Genomic DNA, 14,001 nt, shown 5'->3' with positions numbered 1-14,001 from the left:
TGCCCAAGAGCACACTTAGTCATGATTTTGACCAGTAACGCAACAACAATACGGGGAAACGAACCAGAAAACCGAAGAACAGGCGCGTATGCATCCAGGTAAGCAGCACGTTGTCCCGCAGATAGCGGAAATGGGATATCCCACCCTCATCGGCGCGGAAGTAGCGGACCGTTGCCGGCATATTGATGATCCTGACACCACGCCAGGACATACGCACCGCCGCCTCCGGATCGAAATCGAAGCGCCGCATCCAGCGTTGTGAGTGCATCAGTTGCCGTAACGGCACGATGGGATAGACGCGAAAACCAAACAGGGAATCACCAATGCCGCCCCCCAACGTCTCCAGGTTGGCCCACCAGTTGGATACCCTGCGGCCTTTTACCCGCAAGGCTGGGGCGCTGGCATCGAAGACCGGAACCCCGAGAATCATGGCATCCGGATTTTGCAGTGATGCTGCCATAAACGCTGGGATAGCCGCCATGGGATGCTGTCCGTCGGAGTCCATCGTCAGCACATGGGTATAACCCTGTGAGGCTGCCTGATCCAGACCCAAAAGCACCGCCGCCCCTTTACCCTGATTACTGGTGCGCTGAAAAACACGCAACCCACTATCTTTGATGGCCAGCGCCTCCAGCCCCGCAGCCGTTCCATCGGTGCTGCCATCCACCACTATCCATACCGGATTCCACTGCTGCCGTGCCAATGCGACAGTTTCATATACTCTTGGACCGGGATTGTAACTTGGGATCAGCAACAGATGGGTAGTCGACGCTTCGCTCATGGAGCACGAGCACCCATTGAAGAGAGCGGCGGCAACCGGGCTTCTGCCAGCGCCGACTGGAAGTACCGTTCCAACTCCACGGTAAAGCCGCGTACGTCGGTCGGTGGATCGAAGCGTTGCCCGAGACGGATTCGGTAATGAATGGGCATGGATGGCTTGCGGAAAAAAGGCCAGCCCTTGGTCAGGAATGCCGACTCGGTTTCGATAAAAACGGTTTGGATAGGCACCCTAGCCTCTTTGGCAATCAGGGCAATGCTGCCGCGTACGGTCCCGATGGGGAGGCGGTTGCTCCGGGTGCCTTCCGGAAAGAGCAGCAAATGGCTGCCCCTGCGCAGGTCTTCCACGGCAAGACAAATCATGCTGCGTAACGAATCATTACGGATATAACCAGCCAAACGAGCGCCTGCGCCAAAAAATACATTATCCACCAACTCGGACTTCATGATGCACGCCAGATTGGGCGAGCGGGAAATCACCATCAGCGCATCCAGCAGAGAGGGATGATTGGGCGCGATGATCATGGGCGATTCGCCCCGGAGCGTATCCAGCGCCTTCAAGTCAAAATGGCAGGCGCCCATAATGGACAATGCCCGCAGGTACATTCTGAACCCCATGGTAATGACCCATCGTCCCGTCTGTTTTCTCCATCTCCTGGGCAGTACAAGGCGCAATGGCAGGGCCAGCACGGACCACAGGAGGCTGACGCCTGCCAGCAGTCCCAGTCCGCTATAGAAGACGAGATATTCGCGCAGCGTGTGCAGTATCCCTGGAATGCCCAATCCTGGGGCTTGGCTCATGCCATGCCACCATGAAGTACGCCCGCGGTTGCCTCAATTTCTACCAGAAGATCTGCTCGGCAGATATCGGCCTGAAGATAAAATACCGGTGCCTCTGGCGTAACCAGAAGATCCAACTCGGCCCGAACGACCGGCAGATCTGTGAACTGCCGCAAATAAACTTTGTAGGAAAAGTCGTTGAGGTCATAAAAGGACCCAGCCGCGACGCGATTTGTCTCTGCGATGACGGCGGCAATATTCGCCATGCTTTCGCGCGTTTGCGCCGCTACATCCCCCTCATGCCGGGTTTGATGCCCGATGATACTGGCCGTTCCGGAAATGAAGAGGATTTTTTGTTGCCCTAGATCAATCCATCCGGCACGAGAAAAGGTCGGGCTGCTCGGCCCGTATTCTCGTGGGTAATGGTATGCGCTGATTTGCCTCGGATTTTCAATGGCTACCGAGTTATGCCGTGCCGCAAGAAAGTACACTATCAGCGGCCCATCAACGGAACCTAATGCACTGGCTGCGGGGATATTTTGCTTTGACGGGAGGCGACTGTGGGCAAGAAACGCCTCCTGGCGGCCCATATTAAATTGGCGATAGTGTTCAAGACCATGGCTAACCCCGTTGATATTCGGGACAAAATTCCAAATGCGCAGCAGGCCCGGGTACCCGTGGTGATCCAGCAGGCTGAATATTTGCCTATAGGCACGTTCGGCGACGCTTTGTAAAGGAGGGGAGATCAGACCATGATGATTGTCGGCGGGAACATCGGCTACGGTTAGGGCGATGCTGCCCAACAAAAAGTCGCGGCTGCAACGGTAGGAAATATCACCGACCGTCCCGGCAACTACCGGTTGCGTGGTCTTCCATACTTCACAAAGATCGTCTCCCCGGCCAGATAAGGGTATCTGTAATATTCTGTCTGGCGTAGCGCCATCCTTGTCTCTAAAAAAATCGGTCCGGAATGTGATGATCCCCAGCAGACCTTTTGGCCTGGATAGTGACTGCAACACCGCCTCGCCAGGAGGGGCATAAGAAAAATAAAGTGCTTCCGGATCAGTAAGCAAGGCGTTCGCGCTTAGCGTCATCACTATACTCGTATGTCTTCTTTACGTTTCCTCCTGGCTGCCCATGAACGACGTGCATGACGCAGGGAAAACAAGTAATAAATGCCCTTAAAGACGGCAAGAGAGGGCCAAATTGGCGTCTTGCTGAAAATATCTCCGGCAAGAACCGAGAGTACTGCCTCTTTAACCCGCAGCACGTTACTCGAACGCATAAACATGTCGCGCATGGCCGGTTGGCTGATGTGATAAATATACCAGGAAAACACCTTGCCGCCGTGACGCACCCGGCGATCGAAATCCCTGAGCGCCCCTGCGGCGCGCTGCGGCTCACGCAGGCAAGTGTCGATGGTCTCGGCGCCAATGAATGCGCTTTGCATCGCCAGCATGACCCCCGAAGAAAAAACCGGGTCGATGAAAGCGAATGCATCACCCAGCAGCAGATAGTTGGATCCATGGGTTTGATCGCAAGCGTAGGAGTAGTTGCCGGTGGCCTCGACATCAGTAGTACGCTGGGCATCCACCAACCGTGCCGCGAGGGCAGGGCACATTTCGATGATTTCCTGAAAAAATTCGTTTACCGGTTTGCTTCTGGATTTGAGGTAGTGCGGCCATACCACGGCCCCTACACTGGTCTCCCCGTCCGCAAGGGGAATGAACCAGAACCACCCGTGCTCAAACCAGAATAAGGAAATATTCCCTTCTTCCCTGCCGTCAAGACGCTGGGCACCGCGAAAATGCGCATAGAGCGCGGAACCATTATGCTTGGGGTTGCGACGCTTGTATTTGAGACGATTGCCCAGGAACGTATCACGGCCAGATGCATCCACCAGGAAGCGTGCCCGCCAGGTTTCCCGTCGGCCATCTTCGTGCTGCGCAAGGATGAGTACCCCGGTGTTATCCGGCAAGAACTCCACGGCATTGGCACGGCAACCTTCTATCACCCTGGCGCCCTTCCGCTCGGCATTGCGCACGAGGATATCGTCAAATTCGGAGCGTCGCACCTGATAAGCCATCGGCATGGATTTATCCCATGCGTCGGCGAAAGAAAACGTCTGCCTTTTCTCCGCATGGTAAGGTGAGTTGAACTCTACCCCCCATTTTTCCATACCGATACGCTGGACCGCCTCCGCAACACCCAATTTTCGCAATAAAGGTAAATTGGCCGGGAGTAGCGATTCGCCGATATGAAAGCGGGGATGGTGCGCCTTTTCCAGAACGGTGATCTGGTAGCCCCGCTCTGCCAGTAGCGCGCTGATCGTGGAGCCCGCAGGTCCCCCGCCGATAACGAGAATGTCACAGATTTGCGTTACTGGAGCCGAACCTATTATTTCCTCTTTTTCCATTATGATCTGCTCCATTTTAATTTTTTCACGTCGGCATTGGTTGCCATTCATGGCAGGTCAATCAAAGGACAAGGATTTTTATAATTGCGCGTCACTGAATGCCATTGGTAAAGATACACTGCGCAGTCCGTGGCTGGCGCACCGTTCCAAAAGCCGGGGCAAGACCTCTAGTACAACCGGCTGTCCATTGCGTGTATGTGCTGACCCTCCGTCGTGTAATAACAAAATATCGCCGGCGGACAGATTGTGGACAAGGCGACGGAGCACCGCATCGGGATTTCGACAAACGGCGTCATAGCCGCGCCGAGTCCAGGCCACATGCTGCATATGGGCCTGGCGCAGCACACCGCCTAATAATGGGCTGCGAAAGCCAAATGGGGCACGAAAAAACTGGGAACTGCTGCCGCTATTCGCGGAATGGATGGCCTGTTGCGTGGCAACGACTTCCATTTTCAGTTGCTTTATACTACTAAATGCAAATAAATTCCGGTGATTATAGCTATGATTTTCTATGCTATGTCCGCGACGCATGATTTCTGCAACCAAATCCGGTTGTGCGGCCACTTTCTCGCCAATACAAAAGAAGCTGGCTTTCGCGCCATAGAGGTCCAACTGATCCAGCACCTGAGGGGTTATGTGGGCATCCGGTCCGTCGTCGAAAGTGAGTGCTATCTCACCGCGCCCTATAGCGGTTTTTGGCAGACATACCAAGTTGGTACTGATTATTTTGCAGCGTGGGCACATCACCAGCAATCCTAACACGGCATTCCCCAGGACCCCTGCACTTGCCAGGGTCCATAACGCCGACGTCAGCAGCATCATTCCAGAATCCTCGGGTTCCCGGCCATCCGGGGCAGACCGCCCTCCATGGAAACAACCTCCAAAGTATATCGTTTCGCTGCTGTTAGCGTGATCGTTAAGGTGCCCACCAGTCTGCTGCCGCTCGGCGTAAAGTGTGGCATGATAAGTGCTCCCCAGCAAGTCAAAGCGAATACCCGCCCGCCGGACCAGTGGTGGCATAAGGATGGGCGCGCATCGTCTTTTGTGTATTTGTTATAGAATGCCGCACATAAGCCCATCACCGCAGGTACGCTCCACCCCATGCCCCTCAAGAAATCCGAACTCTACGCCTCCCTCTGGAAGATCTGTGACGGACTGCGCGGGGGTATGGACGCCTCCCAGTACAAGAGCTCCATGCTGGTCCTGCTCTTCGTCAAATATGTGTCGGACAAAGCCGAGCGCGATCCTCTGCTGGAAGTGCCATACGGCGGCTTTTTCCGGGACATGGTGCTGGCCAAGGGCGACAAGCCCAACAAGATCATCCGCCGTCTGGCCGAAGCCCACGACCTGACCGGCATGATCGATGTAGCCGACTTCAACGACGCGGACAAGATCGGCCGAGGCAAAGAGCGGGTGGACCGCCTCACCAAACTCATCGGCATCTTTGAGGGAGTGGATTTCACCGGCAACCGCGCCGAGGGTGATGATCTGCTGGGGGATGTCTGGACAGCGCTATCTGCAGTGTCAAAAAGGACGGCTGGCGCGGCCACAAGCTCAAGGAACGGGAGGTATTGCGTGTGGTGAAACGTCATTTGAGCGATCCCGAAGACGTCGCGCGCATCTTCGCTCTGGTCAAAGAATAGCGTGATTACTGAGACCTACACGCTGGAAGTCAGCGACCTGACCGTGCAGGTGGTGCGGAAACGGATCAAAAACCTGCATCTGGGGGTGTATCCGCCGGAGGGCAGAGTCCGGGTGGCGGCGCCCTGGCATCTCAGTGAAGAAGCCATCCGTGCGGCGGTGCTGATTCGCCTACAGTGGATAAAAAAACATCAGCAGAACTTCGCCCGGCAGGACCGGCCCTCGCCACGGGAGTATGTCTCTGGAGAAAGCCATGATTACCTGGGCAGACGTTACCGGTTGCGGGTATACCCAACGACGCAGGCCGCCCATATCTCCTGCCAGCAGAGCCATTACCTAGACCTCCATGTGCGGGAAGGGGCCAGCCGCGACCACAAGGCACGGGTTATCGAAGACTGGCACCGACAGACGCTAAAGGAGCGTATCCCGGCGCTCATCGCCCATTACGAGCCCATCATGGGGGTCAGAGTCGCTGAGTGGGGCGTCAAACGCATGCGAACCCGTTGGGGCACTTGCAATATCCGGGCACGCCGAATCTGGCTGAATCTAGAACTGGTGCATTACGGAGAGGAATGCCTGGAATATGTGGTGGTCCATGAAATGGCGCACCTGCTGGAGCGCCTGCACAATGACCGCTTCAAGGGTATTCTGGATCAGGCCATGCCGGATTGGCGGACCGTGCGGGCGGTTCTGAAAAAAGGCGTACCGTTGACAAGCTCTGAACCAGAGGGCGGCTGAAATGACGCACACTGCCAGCTCGGAAGCGGGTCATTTCATCAGCGGCGCTGACCCAAAGAATAGACACCGAGGATGCGCCCCCCGAGGAACCCTCAATCGTTAGTACTTCCAGCCGGGGAATTTCAAACTCGATGATCCGGAGCCAGTGCACATGGATGGGCCGGATCGCCTGTCTCTACCTGCAAGGTGGGATGGTCGATACGAAAGCGTGCCTGCAATTCATCGCTGACTTGATTCAGAAATGCGTCCCCCGGGTAACCATTCGGCATGACCAGATGCGCGGTCAGCGCCGTTTCCGTGGTGCTTATGGCCCAGATGTGCAGGTCATGCACCGCTACCACATTCGGCAGGGCGGAGAGATAAGCGCGTACCGCCGGGGTTTCAATGCCTTCTGGCACGCCATGCAGGGCCAACTGGGTGGAATCCCTCAATAACCCCCAGGTGGCGATCACGATCACCGCGCTGATGAGCAGACTCACCGTGGAATCCAGCCAAAACCAGTGCGTAAAAAGCATCATAATTCCGGCGATGACCACGCCAAGCGAGACGACAGCGTCGCTTGCCATGTGCAAAAAGGCTGCCCGGACATTCAGATCACCCTTGCGCCCCGCTATGAACAGCAGCGCCGTCCCGGTATTGATCAGCGCCCCGAAAGCCGCCACACCGATCACGATACCGCTGTCTACCGGAGCTGGATGCAGCAGACGCTGAATCGCTTCCCAGGCAATCCCACCAGTTACCACCAACAGGAATACGGCGTTGGCCAGTGCCGTCAGGATAGACGAACTGCGCAACCCATAGGTGAAACGGACCGAGGGTGGACGGCGAGCCAGGGCAGTGGCGCCCCAGGCCATCAGCATGGCCAGCACGTCACTGAGGTTATGGCCGGCATCCGCCAACAAGGCCAAGGAGTGTCCCATCACCCCAAACACGGCCTCAACCAGCACGAAGGCCAGATTGAGCGCCACCCCGATGGCGAAGGCACGGCCGTAGTCCGCCGGGCCATGACCATGCCCATGCGCGTGGCCGTGGATCTGCTGTTGACCACTGGTATGGTCGGCATGGTCATGATGGTCGTGTGCCATACATTATCCTTCCTCGAAAAAATCCGCATGAATGGCCATTAAAAACCTTGTAGTCACTACGTGGTCAAGGATTTATACTGGCCATTTTGGGAGGGGCGATATGCAAATCGGCGCGCTTGGACAGATGACCGGCGTGGATCCGGAGACCATCCGTTATTATGAGCGGATAGGCCTGTTGCCCGCGCCGACCAGGCGGGCGAACGGTTATCGCACTTATGGCCCCGCGCACCTGGAGCGACTTGCCTTTATTCGCCATTGTCGGGCGCTGGATATGCCACTCGCGGATGTGCAGCGACTATTGCACTTGCTGGATCACCCTCTGGACGATTGCCAGGACGTGGATCGACTGATCGATACGCATTTGGCGCACGTACAGGGAAGACTCCAGTCCCTACAAGCGCTGGCGAGGCAGCTTGCGCAACTGCGCGGACGTTGCCACGGGCAACATGCGACGGCCGAATGCGGTATTCTACATGAGTTGGTGGCCGCCGCCCAAGGGGAAAGCTGCGTATGTCATGGCAGTTCAATCCCGGCCCCCTTGAAGGAGACGCGGCGGTCGGTAAACCAAACAGGCTGACAGGATTTGTCTTATTCCGTCTCCCCCGAAATGACTACCATGCCGCCCCAAGGCAGCATGTGGGGCAACGCCAGGGCGCGGATTTTTTATATCCCGACTGGCGCCAAGCGGGCTGACACCTACCTACGATGCAATCGGTAAGCACAGAATGGTGGCTCTTCCCGGCATTGTTCGCCGCCGGGGTGGGTGCCGGATTCATCAATGTCCTCGCTGGTGCCGGATCCATGCTGACCTTGCCGGTACTCATCTTCCTTGGCCTTGATCCCGTCACCGCCAACGGCACCAACCGCATCAGCATCCTTTTGGAAAATCTCACCGCCGCTCGCACCTTCTATCGCCACAATTTGGTGGATTTAAAAAAAGGGATGATGCTGGCCCTGTGGACGCTGCCGGGAGCCATACTCGGGGCTATTACGGGTATCCATATCGGTAGTCTCTGGTTTCAGCGCATTTTAGTGATTGTATTGGCGCTCAGCACGGCCACGATGTTCTTCCCAAAGATTGTCGCTAGAGAATCTACACGTCCCGATGGCAGTGCCTCACCATGGCTGTATCCCTCCATGCTAACACTGGGCTTTTACGGCGGCTTTATGCAGCTCGGTGTCGGCTTCCTCTTCATCTTTGCCCTGCACCATTTGCTCACCAAAAATCTAGCGCAAGTAAATGCTTACAAAACCCTCATTATCTCAATATATATACTGCCTACCCTCCTTATCTTCGCATGGATGGGTCAAGTTCGCTGGGGCATTGGCGTTATCGTCGGCATAGGCGGCATGATAGGCGCATGGTTGGCTACCAGGCTTACGGTGAGCCGCCGCGGAGAACGGTGGGTCAAAGTGATCATGGCGATCATCATACTGCTGATGGCTGCCAAGCTCTGGGTTTGACCGGATTGGGGATGCTGACCGCATAACACCTGCGGCGACATTTCCAAACACTCAAACTTCGCGGATATCCGCCCACCATTTCTGCAGCGTGGGGATATCCACGACCACCTGTTCCCCAGCGGCCTGGCCCTGCAAGACATGCGCAGGGGATACGGTTTCTCCCAAATGATCGAGAACCCGCAGCGCGGCGCTAAAGTCCTGTCCTTCGGTATATTCCGTCTGGGTAATAATGGTGGCAAGCCCCGCCCCACGCGCTGATTGCAGCCCATTCGCCGAGTCTTCAATCGCGAGGCAGTCTGCGGCAGGCAACCCTAATTGACCCAGAACATGGGTATAAATGTCCGCTGCCGGCTTTTTATGGGAAACGACATCCCCGGCACCGATGGTATGAAAGCGCTGCGAGGCCTCCGCACCCAGGGTACTCTTCAACAGGGACTCGACATTGGCTGGCGTGGTGGTCGTGGCAATGGCCAGCAGCAGGCCATGGTCCCGCGCCGCGTTCAGCAAACGCTCCACACCGGGGCGTAGCGGTAATAGCCCGGCATTCATCATCTCCACGTAATACCCGGTCTTTTGACGGTGGACAGCGGCAATGTCAGCATCGCTCAGTTGTGGCAATTGCGGATGTTCATTCAGGAAAGTCCTGAGGCGCTCTTTGCCGCCGGTAACCTTCAGATAGTGGCCATAGGTCGGCACATCCCAGCTAAAAGGAAGGCCCGCTTCAGCAAAAGCCTGATTGAAAGCAACCCGGTGGGCATCCCGTTCGGTATCGGCAAGGGTCCCATCTACATCAAAGATCAGCGCGCGCAAAGGCATGGATCATTATCTCCTAAATTTATCAAAAAGCGCCATAATTCCGCTGGTAAACCCACGACATCCAAAATAGCTTGGGTAGGCTATTGTAACCAGCATACCCTGGATTGCCAAAACGGCTGTTCTCTGTTAAACGTAAGCGGATATTCCACAAAGACAGGAAGCCACATGGACCAGAACACGTTTCAGCCCGCGAAAACAGTGCCCGGCGCAGCCCAGCAATTCACCGCCTTCACCCCTTACGAACCCGCTCCCGGTGAAGAGTATATGGGCCCCGCGCAGATCGCCCATTTCCAGAAAATTCTGGAAGATTGGCGCGGCGAACTGATGGCGGAAGTCGACCGTACCGTACAACACATGCAGATGGAAAACGTCAACTATTCCGACCCCAATGATCGGGCCAGCCTGGAGACGGACATGGGCCTGGAACTGCGCGCCCGCGATCGGGAACGCAAGCTGATCCGTAAAATCACCCAAGCCCTCGACCGCATCAAGGCTAGCGAATATGGCTACTGCGAAAGTTGTGGCGTGGAGATCGGTCTGCGCCGCCTCGAAGCCCGCCCTACCGCCACTCTCTGCATTGATTGCAAAACACTGGAAGAAAAACGCGAGAAACAGATGGCGCAGGACTGATGCCATGCGTCTGCTGATCCGCAATGCGCGCATCGCGCTACCCTCCGGTGAACTATATCACGGGGATCTTTTTGCCGAAGATGATCGCATTGTCGCCATCGATCGGGATATAGACCGCGTCGCCGATACGGTGATTGACGCCGAGGGTCATATGCTAATGCCCGGCGTTATGGACCCGCAGGTGCATTTCCGCGAACCAGGCAATGAGCAGAAGGAAGATATTTCCAGCGGCTCGCGGGCAGCGGCCAAAGGCGGCGTCACCAGTTTTCTGGAAATGCCCAACACCAACCCGTCCACCACCAGCCCCGCTGCTCTGGCAGACAAGCTGGCGCGCGGTGCCGAAAAATCCGTGGTCAACTACGGATTTTTTATCGGGGCCACCCCCGACAATCTCGACAATCTGCTGGCAGCCGATGCCGCCTGCGGCATCAAGATTTTTATGGGTGCCAGTACCGGCAATTTACTGGTGGACAAGGAAGAGGACCTGGATCGTATTTTCGCCCATGGCCGCAAACTGATAGCGGTCCATGCGGAAGACGAGGCACGCATTCGTGAGCGGCGCGCTCGGTTTACCAGCAGCGGTGATCCCGCCGACCATTCCCGTATCCGCGATGAAGAATCGGCGCTGATCGCTACCCGGCGAGCCGTTCGGCTGGCGAAAAAATATCAGCGCCGCCTGCACGTCCTGCATCTCTCCACGGCCATCGAGACCGAATTCTTACGGCAGGAAAAGACGCCTTATATCAGTTGTGAGGCGATTCCCAACCATCTCTTTCTGACGACCGATGCCTATGCCAGAATGGGTACGCTGGCGCAGATGAACCCCCCTATCCGCAGCGAGCACGATCGCCAGACCCTCTGGGAGGGTTTGCGCAGCGGCGTAATCGATTGCATTGCTACGGATCACGCCCCGCACCTGCTGGCAGACAAATCCCTGGGCTATCCCCGCGCGCCCTCGGGCATGCCCGGCGTGGAAACCAGCCTGCCCCTGATGCTCACCGCCATGCGCGACGGCCATTGCAGTCTGGCCGAGCTGCAGCGCTGGATGTGCTACAACCCGGCGCGTCTCTATGGGGTGGTGAACAAAGGGCGCATTGCCATCGGCTGGGATGCGGATCTGACCCTGGTCGATATGACCCATGAAAAGCCCGTCCGCAATGAGGAGATGTTCACCAAGGTGGGCTGGAGTCCCTTCAATGGCTGGGTTCTGACCGGTTGGCCTATAACTACCATCGTCGGCGGCCAGGTGGTTTTCGACAAAGGCGAGATTCTCCCCAACGCGCACGGGCAGCCGCTGCACTACGTCGAGCCGACCCCCTTGCCGGCGGTAGACTGAGTACCGGCATTCCAGAGGCAGAGTGCCGTGCTCCCATGGGGGGCGCTCGCCCAGGGGCTAGTGTAGTAACCTAGAATGAGTATCAGATGCCCCGCCTCGTCCCAGAGTAAGGGCACATCCGCACGCCGATCCGGTGGGACCTCCGCCTCCAGCAGCAATTTTTTCAGCGGACGATGTTGGCCCTGTCCGGTTAGGACGCGCTCCCCCTGGCGGCGACGGCGCCAGTACAAGCGCGTCTCCGCAAAACGTTCAGCCAGCGCATGATGAAGACTGTCCGGTGAGGTATCCCGCAGAGCAAACTGCCAGCCAGGGATCGGCAGCGGTTTTTCCAGAGCGGCACACCAAGGGCCTTCTTCCCATTCTTTTTCCGCCGTAGCGCGCGGTTGCGGCCAGGCGCTCAGCAATCCGCCCTGCAGCCAGGCTTCTCCTCCTTCCCACTGAATCCTCGCGCCTCCACGTCCCTGCGCTATGGCGCCTTGCAGAGCCTCCAGACGCTCCCGGCTCGGCACCGAAATCTGCCGTTTCCGAAGCCATCCGCGCAGGAAAACCCGCTGCGCGGCAGTAGAGAGGGACTGCAAATACGCCAGGGAGAGCCGCTCCACAGAGAGTTCCGGGTAATCTGCGCGATACCACTGCCAACGCAAAGCAAACCAGTCCGCCGCGACTTCCCGCATATCGGCAAGGTTATCCGCCGCGCGGGCGATATTGGCCGCCGCATGAGGCCAGCCCAGATCGCGCAGCTGGGGAAGCAGCACATTGCGCACCCGTACCCGGTCATAGCGCACATCGGCATTGGCCGGGTCATTCAGAAAGGGTAAGTGCCGCTGTTCCAGATAATCCCGCAACACCTGTTGAGGTACATCCAGCAGGGGTCGGACCAGCAGCCCGGCTCCCAGAGCGCGCTGCCCGGGCATGGCCGCCAGCCCCGCTACACCAGCACCGCGCAACAGTTGCAAAAGCAAAGTCTCCGCCTGGTCTTCCAGGTGCTGCGCCGTAAACAACCAGTCGCCCTGCGCCAACTGCGCCGCCATCAGGGCATAGCGGGCACGCCGTGCCTGATCCTCCGGCCCTTCGCCGGGTGTATCTGCGGGCAGGCGCAGTACGGTGAAGGAAGCCCCCAGCGCCACAGCCTGCTGCTGGCAGAACTGGGCCCACTGAGCACTGTCCGGATGCCAGCCGTGATCCACATGCAAGGCATGGACGCCGTACCCTAAAGCAAGCAGTGCCACGAGCAGAGCTGTAGAATCGCCGCCGCCGCTGTAGGCTACATAGAGTATACGTCCATCCGGGGGACGCAAATCCCCCTCCAGGCGCGCCTGGAGACGTCGCTCCAGCTCAGGCGGCGCCGACGACCCCATAGTGCATCAAGCGTTCGTAACGGGTGGTCAGTAACTTGCTGGTATCCATCGCCTGCAGTTCCCGCAGGTGATGGGCGAAGCGCTCGCGCGTTAGCGCGAAAACCGCTTCGGGATCGCGATGCGCGCCACCGAGGGGCTCCGGCAGCACTTCGTCGACCAAGCCCATGCCTTGCAAACGACGTGCAGTGATACCCAGGGTTTCCGCTGCTTCCGCTGCCATAGCGGCGTTCTTCCAAAGGATCGAGGCGCAACCTTCCGGCGAAATGACGGAGTAGACGCCGTACTCCAGCATCAGCATCCGGTCACCCACGCCAATCGCCAGCGCGCCGCCGGAGCCGCCTTCGCCAATGACCGTACAGATAATGGGTACAGCCAGGTCGGACATCACCGCGAGATTGCGAGCGATGGCCTCACTCTGGCCGCGCTCCTCAGCACCGATACCCGGATAAGCTCCGGGCGTATCAATGAAAGTAAATACTGGCAAGTCAAAACGTTCGGCAAGACGGAGCAGACGCAACGCCTTACGATAACCTTCCGGACGCGGCATTCCAAAGTTGCGCTGGATTTTTTCCTTGGTGTCGCGCCCCTTCTGATGTCCCATCCAGACGATAGGCTGTCCATTGAAACGGGCCAGGCCGCCAATAATAGCCTGATCATCGGCGAAGGCACGATCGCCTGCCAGCACCTGTACTTCCGTGAAAAGGGCCCGCACGTAATCCAGGGTGTAAGGCCGCTGTGGATGACGAGCCACCTGTACCGTCTGCCAGGCACCCAGTTTGCTGTAGATACGCTGCAACTCTTTGCGCGCCTTGACTTCCAGACGGCTGATGTCATCGGCGATACCCGGCTGATTCAGGGCGTGGAGCTCCTCCACCTTGGCATCCAGCTCCGCCACCGATTGTTCAAAATCCAGATAACTGATTTTCATGTTTACTCCTTACCACTCCGAATAAGACCGGC

General features: G+C 57.5%; 15 protein-coding genes. 6 read left to right on the top strand and 9 right to left on the bottom strand.

Annotation, left to right across the window (positions count from 1 at the left end; translation table 11 throughout):
* Window positions 1-19 precede the first annotated feature (19 nt).
* The 5 genes from M0P56_RS00690 to M0P56_RS00670 all read right to left on the bottom strand — a co-directional run bounded on the left by M0P56_RS00690 (window position 20) and on the right by M0P56_RS00670 (window position 4,795).
* Window positions 20-781, bottom strand: coding sequence for a glycosyltransferase family 2 protein (locus M0P56_RS00690; RefSeq protein ID WP_291508137.1), 762 nt, complete (start codon window positions 779-781; stop codon window positions 20-22).
* On the bottom strand, window positions 778-1,578 hold the full coding sequence (locus tag M0P56_RS00685; protein WP_291508136.1) for a 1-acyl-sn-glycerol-3-phosphate acyltransferase: 801 nt from the start codon (window positions 1,576-1,578) through the stop codon (window positions 778-780). The genes M0P56_RS00690 and M0P56_RS00685 overlap by 4 nt, the downstream gene beginning before the upstream one ends.
* On the bottom strand, window positions 1,575-2,651 hold the full coding sequence (locus M0P56_RS00680) for a hypothetical protein (RefSeq protein ID WP_291508135.1): 1,077 nt from the start codon (window positions 2,649-2,651) through the stop codon (window positions 1,575-1,577). Before M0P56_RS00680 ends, M0P56_RS00685 begins: the two co-directional genes overlap by 4 nt.
* Before the next feature lie 2 nt (window positions 2,652-2,653).
* Window positions 2,654-3,973 carry an NAD(P)/FAD-dependent oxidoreductase gene (locus M0P56_RS00675; RefSeq protein WP_291508134.1) on the bottom strand — a complete coding sequence of 440 codons (1,320 nt, stop codon included), beginning with the start codon at window positions 3,971-3,973 and terminating at the stop codon, window positions 2,654-2,656.
* A gap of 78 nt (window positions 3,974-4,051) precedes the next feature.
* A complete protein-coding gene (locus M0P56_RS00670; RefSeq protein WP_291508133.1) occupies window positions 4,052-4,795 on the bottom strand; it encodes a polysaccharide deacetylase family protein in 744 nt (247 codons plus the stop codon).
* 279 nt (window positions 4,796-5,074) lie between these two features.
* On the opposite strand from M0P56_RS00670, the gene M0P56_RS00665 reads away from it, so the two are divergent.
* Together M0P56_RS00665 and M0P56_RS00660 are read left to right on the top strand one after the other, a co-directional pair.
* Complete coding sequence (locus M0P56_RS00665) at window positions 5,075-5,557, top strand: type I restriction-modification system subunit M N-terminal domain-containing protein (RefSeq protein WP_291508132.1); 483 nt, start codon at window positions 5,075-5,077, stop codon at window positions 5,555-5,557.
* Between the two features lie 60 nt (window positions 5,558-5,617).
* The gene (locus M0P56_RS00660; RefSeq protein WP_291508131.1) at window positions 5,618-6,352 is read left to right on the top strand and encodes a M48 family metallopeptidase; all 735 of its coding nucleotides are present in this window, start codon (window positions 5,618-5,620) and stop codon (window positions 6,350-6,352) included.
* 122 nt (window positions 6,353-6,474) lie between these two features.
* On the opposite strand, the gene M0P56_RS00655 is transcribed toward M0P56_RS00660, so the two are convergent.
* Window positions 6,475-7,437, bottom strand: coding sequence for a cation diffusion facilitator family transporter (locus tag M0P56_RS00655; protein ID WP_291508130.1), 963 nt, complete (start codon window positions 7,435-7,437; stop codon window positions 6,475-6,477).
* Window positions 7,438-7,537: 100 nt separating this feature from the next.
* On the opposite strand from M0P56_RS00655, the gene cadR reads away from it, so the two are divergent.
* Window positions 7,538-8,014, top strand: a complete 477-nt coding sequence (cadR, locus tag M0P56_RS00650; RefSeq protein WP_291508129.1) for a Cd(II)/Pb(II)-responsive transcriptional regulator — start codon at window positions 7,538-7,540, stop codon at window positions 8,012-8,014.
* Between the two features lie 128 nt (window positions 8,015-8,142).
* The gene (locus M0P56_RS00645) at window positions 8,143-8,901 is read left to right on the top strand and encodes a sulfite exporter TauE/SafE family protein (RefSeq protein WP_291508128.1); all 759 of its coding nucleotides are present in this window, start codon (window positions 8,143-8,145) and stop codon (window positions 8,899-8,901) included.
* 51 nt (window positions 8,902-8,952) lie between these two features.
* Here M0P56_RS00645 and M0P56_RS00640 read toward each other — a convergent pair whose 3' ends face one another.
* Window positions 8,953-9,717: an HAD family hydrolase gene (locus tag M0P56_RS00640; RefSeq protein WP_291508127.1), complete on the bottom strand. Its 765-nt coding sequence runs from the start codon at window positions 9,715-9,717 to the stop codon at window positions 8,953-8,955.
* A 165-nt stretch (window positions 9,718-9,882) separates the two neighbouring features.
* Here M0P56_RS00640 and dksA point away from each other — a divergent pair, with 165 nt between their 5' ends.
* Both dksA and M0P56_RS00630 read left to right on the top strand, forming a co-directional pair.
* Window positions 9,883-10,347, top strand: a complete 465-nt coding sequence (dksA, locus tag M0P56_RS00635; protein WP_291508126.1) for an RNA polymerase-binding protein DksA — start codon at window positions 9,883-9,885, stop codon at window positions 10,345-10,347.
* 4 nt (window positions 10,348-10,351) lie between these two features.
* On the top strand, window positions 10,352-11,683 hold the full coding sequence (locus tag M0P56_RS00630; RefSeq protein ID WP_291508125.1) for a dihydroorotase: 1,332 nt from the start codon (window positions 10,352-10,354) through the stop codon (window positions 11,681-11,683).
* Here the strand turns inward: M0P56_RS00630 and tilS are convergent.
* Both tilS and M0P56_RS00620 read right to left on the bottom strand, forming a co-directional pair.
* The gene (tilS, locus tag M0P56_RS00625; RefSeq protein WP_291508124.1) at window positions 11,647-13,041 is read right to left on the bottom strand and encodes a tRNA lysidine(34) synthetase TilS; all 1,395 of its coding nucleotides are present in this window, start codon (window positions 13,039-13,041) and stop codon (window positions 11,647-11,649) included. The genes M0P56_RS00630 and tilS overlap by 37 nt on opposite strands.
* Window positions 13,019-13,969 (bottom strand): acetyl-CoA carboxylase carboxyltransferase subunit alpha, encoded by a 951-nt coding sequence (locus M0P56_RS00620; RefSeq protein ID WP_291508123.1) that lies wholly within the window; start codon window positions 13,967-13,969, stop codon window positions 13,019-13,021. The genes tilS and M0P56_RS00620 overlap by 23 nt, the downstream gene beginning before the upstream one ends.
* Window positions 13,970-14,001 lie beyond the last annotated feature (32 nt).

This window comes from Acidithiobacillus sp., from assembly GCF_023229925.1.
Lineage (GTDB): Bacteria > Pseudomonadota > Gammaproteobacteria > Acidithiobacillales > Acidithiobacillaceae > Acidithiobacillus.
The sequence above is the reverse complement of the archived record's forward strand: the minus strand, read 5'-3'. Positions and strand labels throughout refer to the sequence as shown.

What these genes read in the sequence shown, in the direction of transcription:
- M0P56_RS00690 (WP_291508137.1), bottom strand. Translation starts at nt 781, where the DNA reads ATGAGCGAAGCGTCGACTACCCATCTGTTGCTGATCCCAAGTTACAAT.
- M0P56_RS00685 (WP_291508136.1), bottom strand. Translation starts at nt 1,578, where the DNA reads ATGAGCCAAGCCCCAGGATTGGGCATTCCAGGGATACTGCACACGCTG.
- M0P56_RS00680 (WP_291508135.1), bottom strand. Translation starts at nt 2,651, where the DNA reads ATGACGCTAAGCGCGAACGCCTTGCTTACTGATCCGGAAGCACTTTAT.
- M0P56_RS00675 (WP_291508134.1), bottom strand. Translation starts at nt 3,973, where the DNA reads ATGGAAAAAGAGGAAATAATAGGTTCGGCTCCAGTAACGCAAATCTGT.
- M0P56_RS00670 (WP_291508133.1), bottom strand. Translation starts at nt 4,795, where the DNA reads ATGATGCTGCTGACGTCGGCGTTATGGACCCTGGCAAGTGCAGGGGTC.
- M0P56_RS00665 (WP_291508132.1), top strand. Translation starts at nt 5,075, where the DNA reads ATGCCCCTCAAGAAATCCGAACTCTACGCCTCCCTCTGGAAGATCTGT.
- M0P56_RS00655 (WP_291508130.1), bottom strand. Translation starts at nt 7,437, where the DNA reads ATGGCACACGACCATCATGACCATGCCGACCATACCAGTGGTCAACAG.
- cadR (WP_291508129.1), top strand. Translation starts at nt 7,538, where the DNA reads ATGCAAATCGGCGCGCTTGGACAGATGACCGGCGTGGATCCGGAGACC.
- M0P56_RS00645 (WP_291508128.1), top strand. Translation starts at nt 8,143, where the DNA reads ATGCAATCGGTAAGCACAGAATGGTGGCTCTTCCCGGCATTGTTCGCC.
- M0P56_RS00640 (WP_291508127.1), bottom strand. Translation starts at nt 9,717, where the DNA reads ATGCCTTTGCGCGCGCTGATCTTTGATGTAGATGGGACCCTTGCCGAT.
- dksA (WP_291508126.1), top strand. Translation starts at nt 9,883, where the DNA reads ATGGACCAGAACACGTTTCAGCCCGCGAAAACAGTGCCCGGCGCAGCC.
- M0P56_RS00630 (WP_291508125.1), top strand. Translation starts at nt 10,352, where the DNA reads ATGCGTCTGCTGATCCGCAATGCGCGCATCGCGCTACCCTCCGGTGAA.
- tilS (WP_291508124.1), bottom strand. Translation starts at nt 13,041, where the DNA reads ATGGGGTCGTCGGCGCCGCCTGAGCTGGAGCGACGTCTCCAGGCGCGC.
- M0P56_RS00620 (WP_291508123.1), bottom strand. Translation starts at nt 13,969, where the DNA reads ATGAAAATCAGTTATCTGGATTTTGAACAATCGGTGGCGGAGCTGGAT.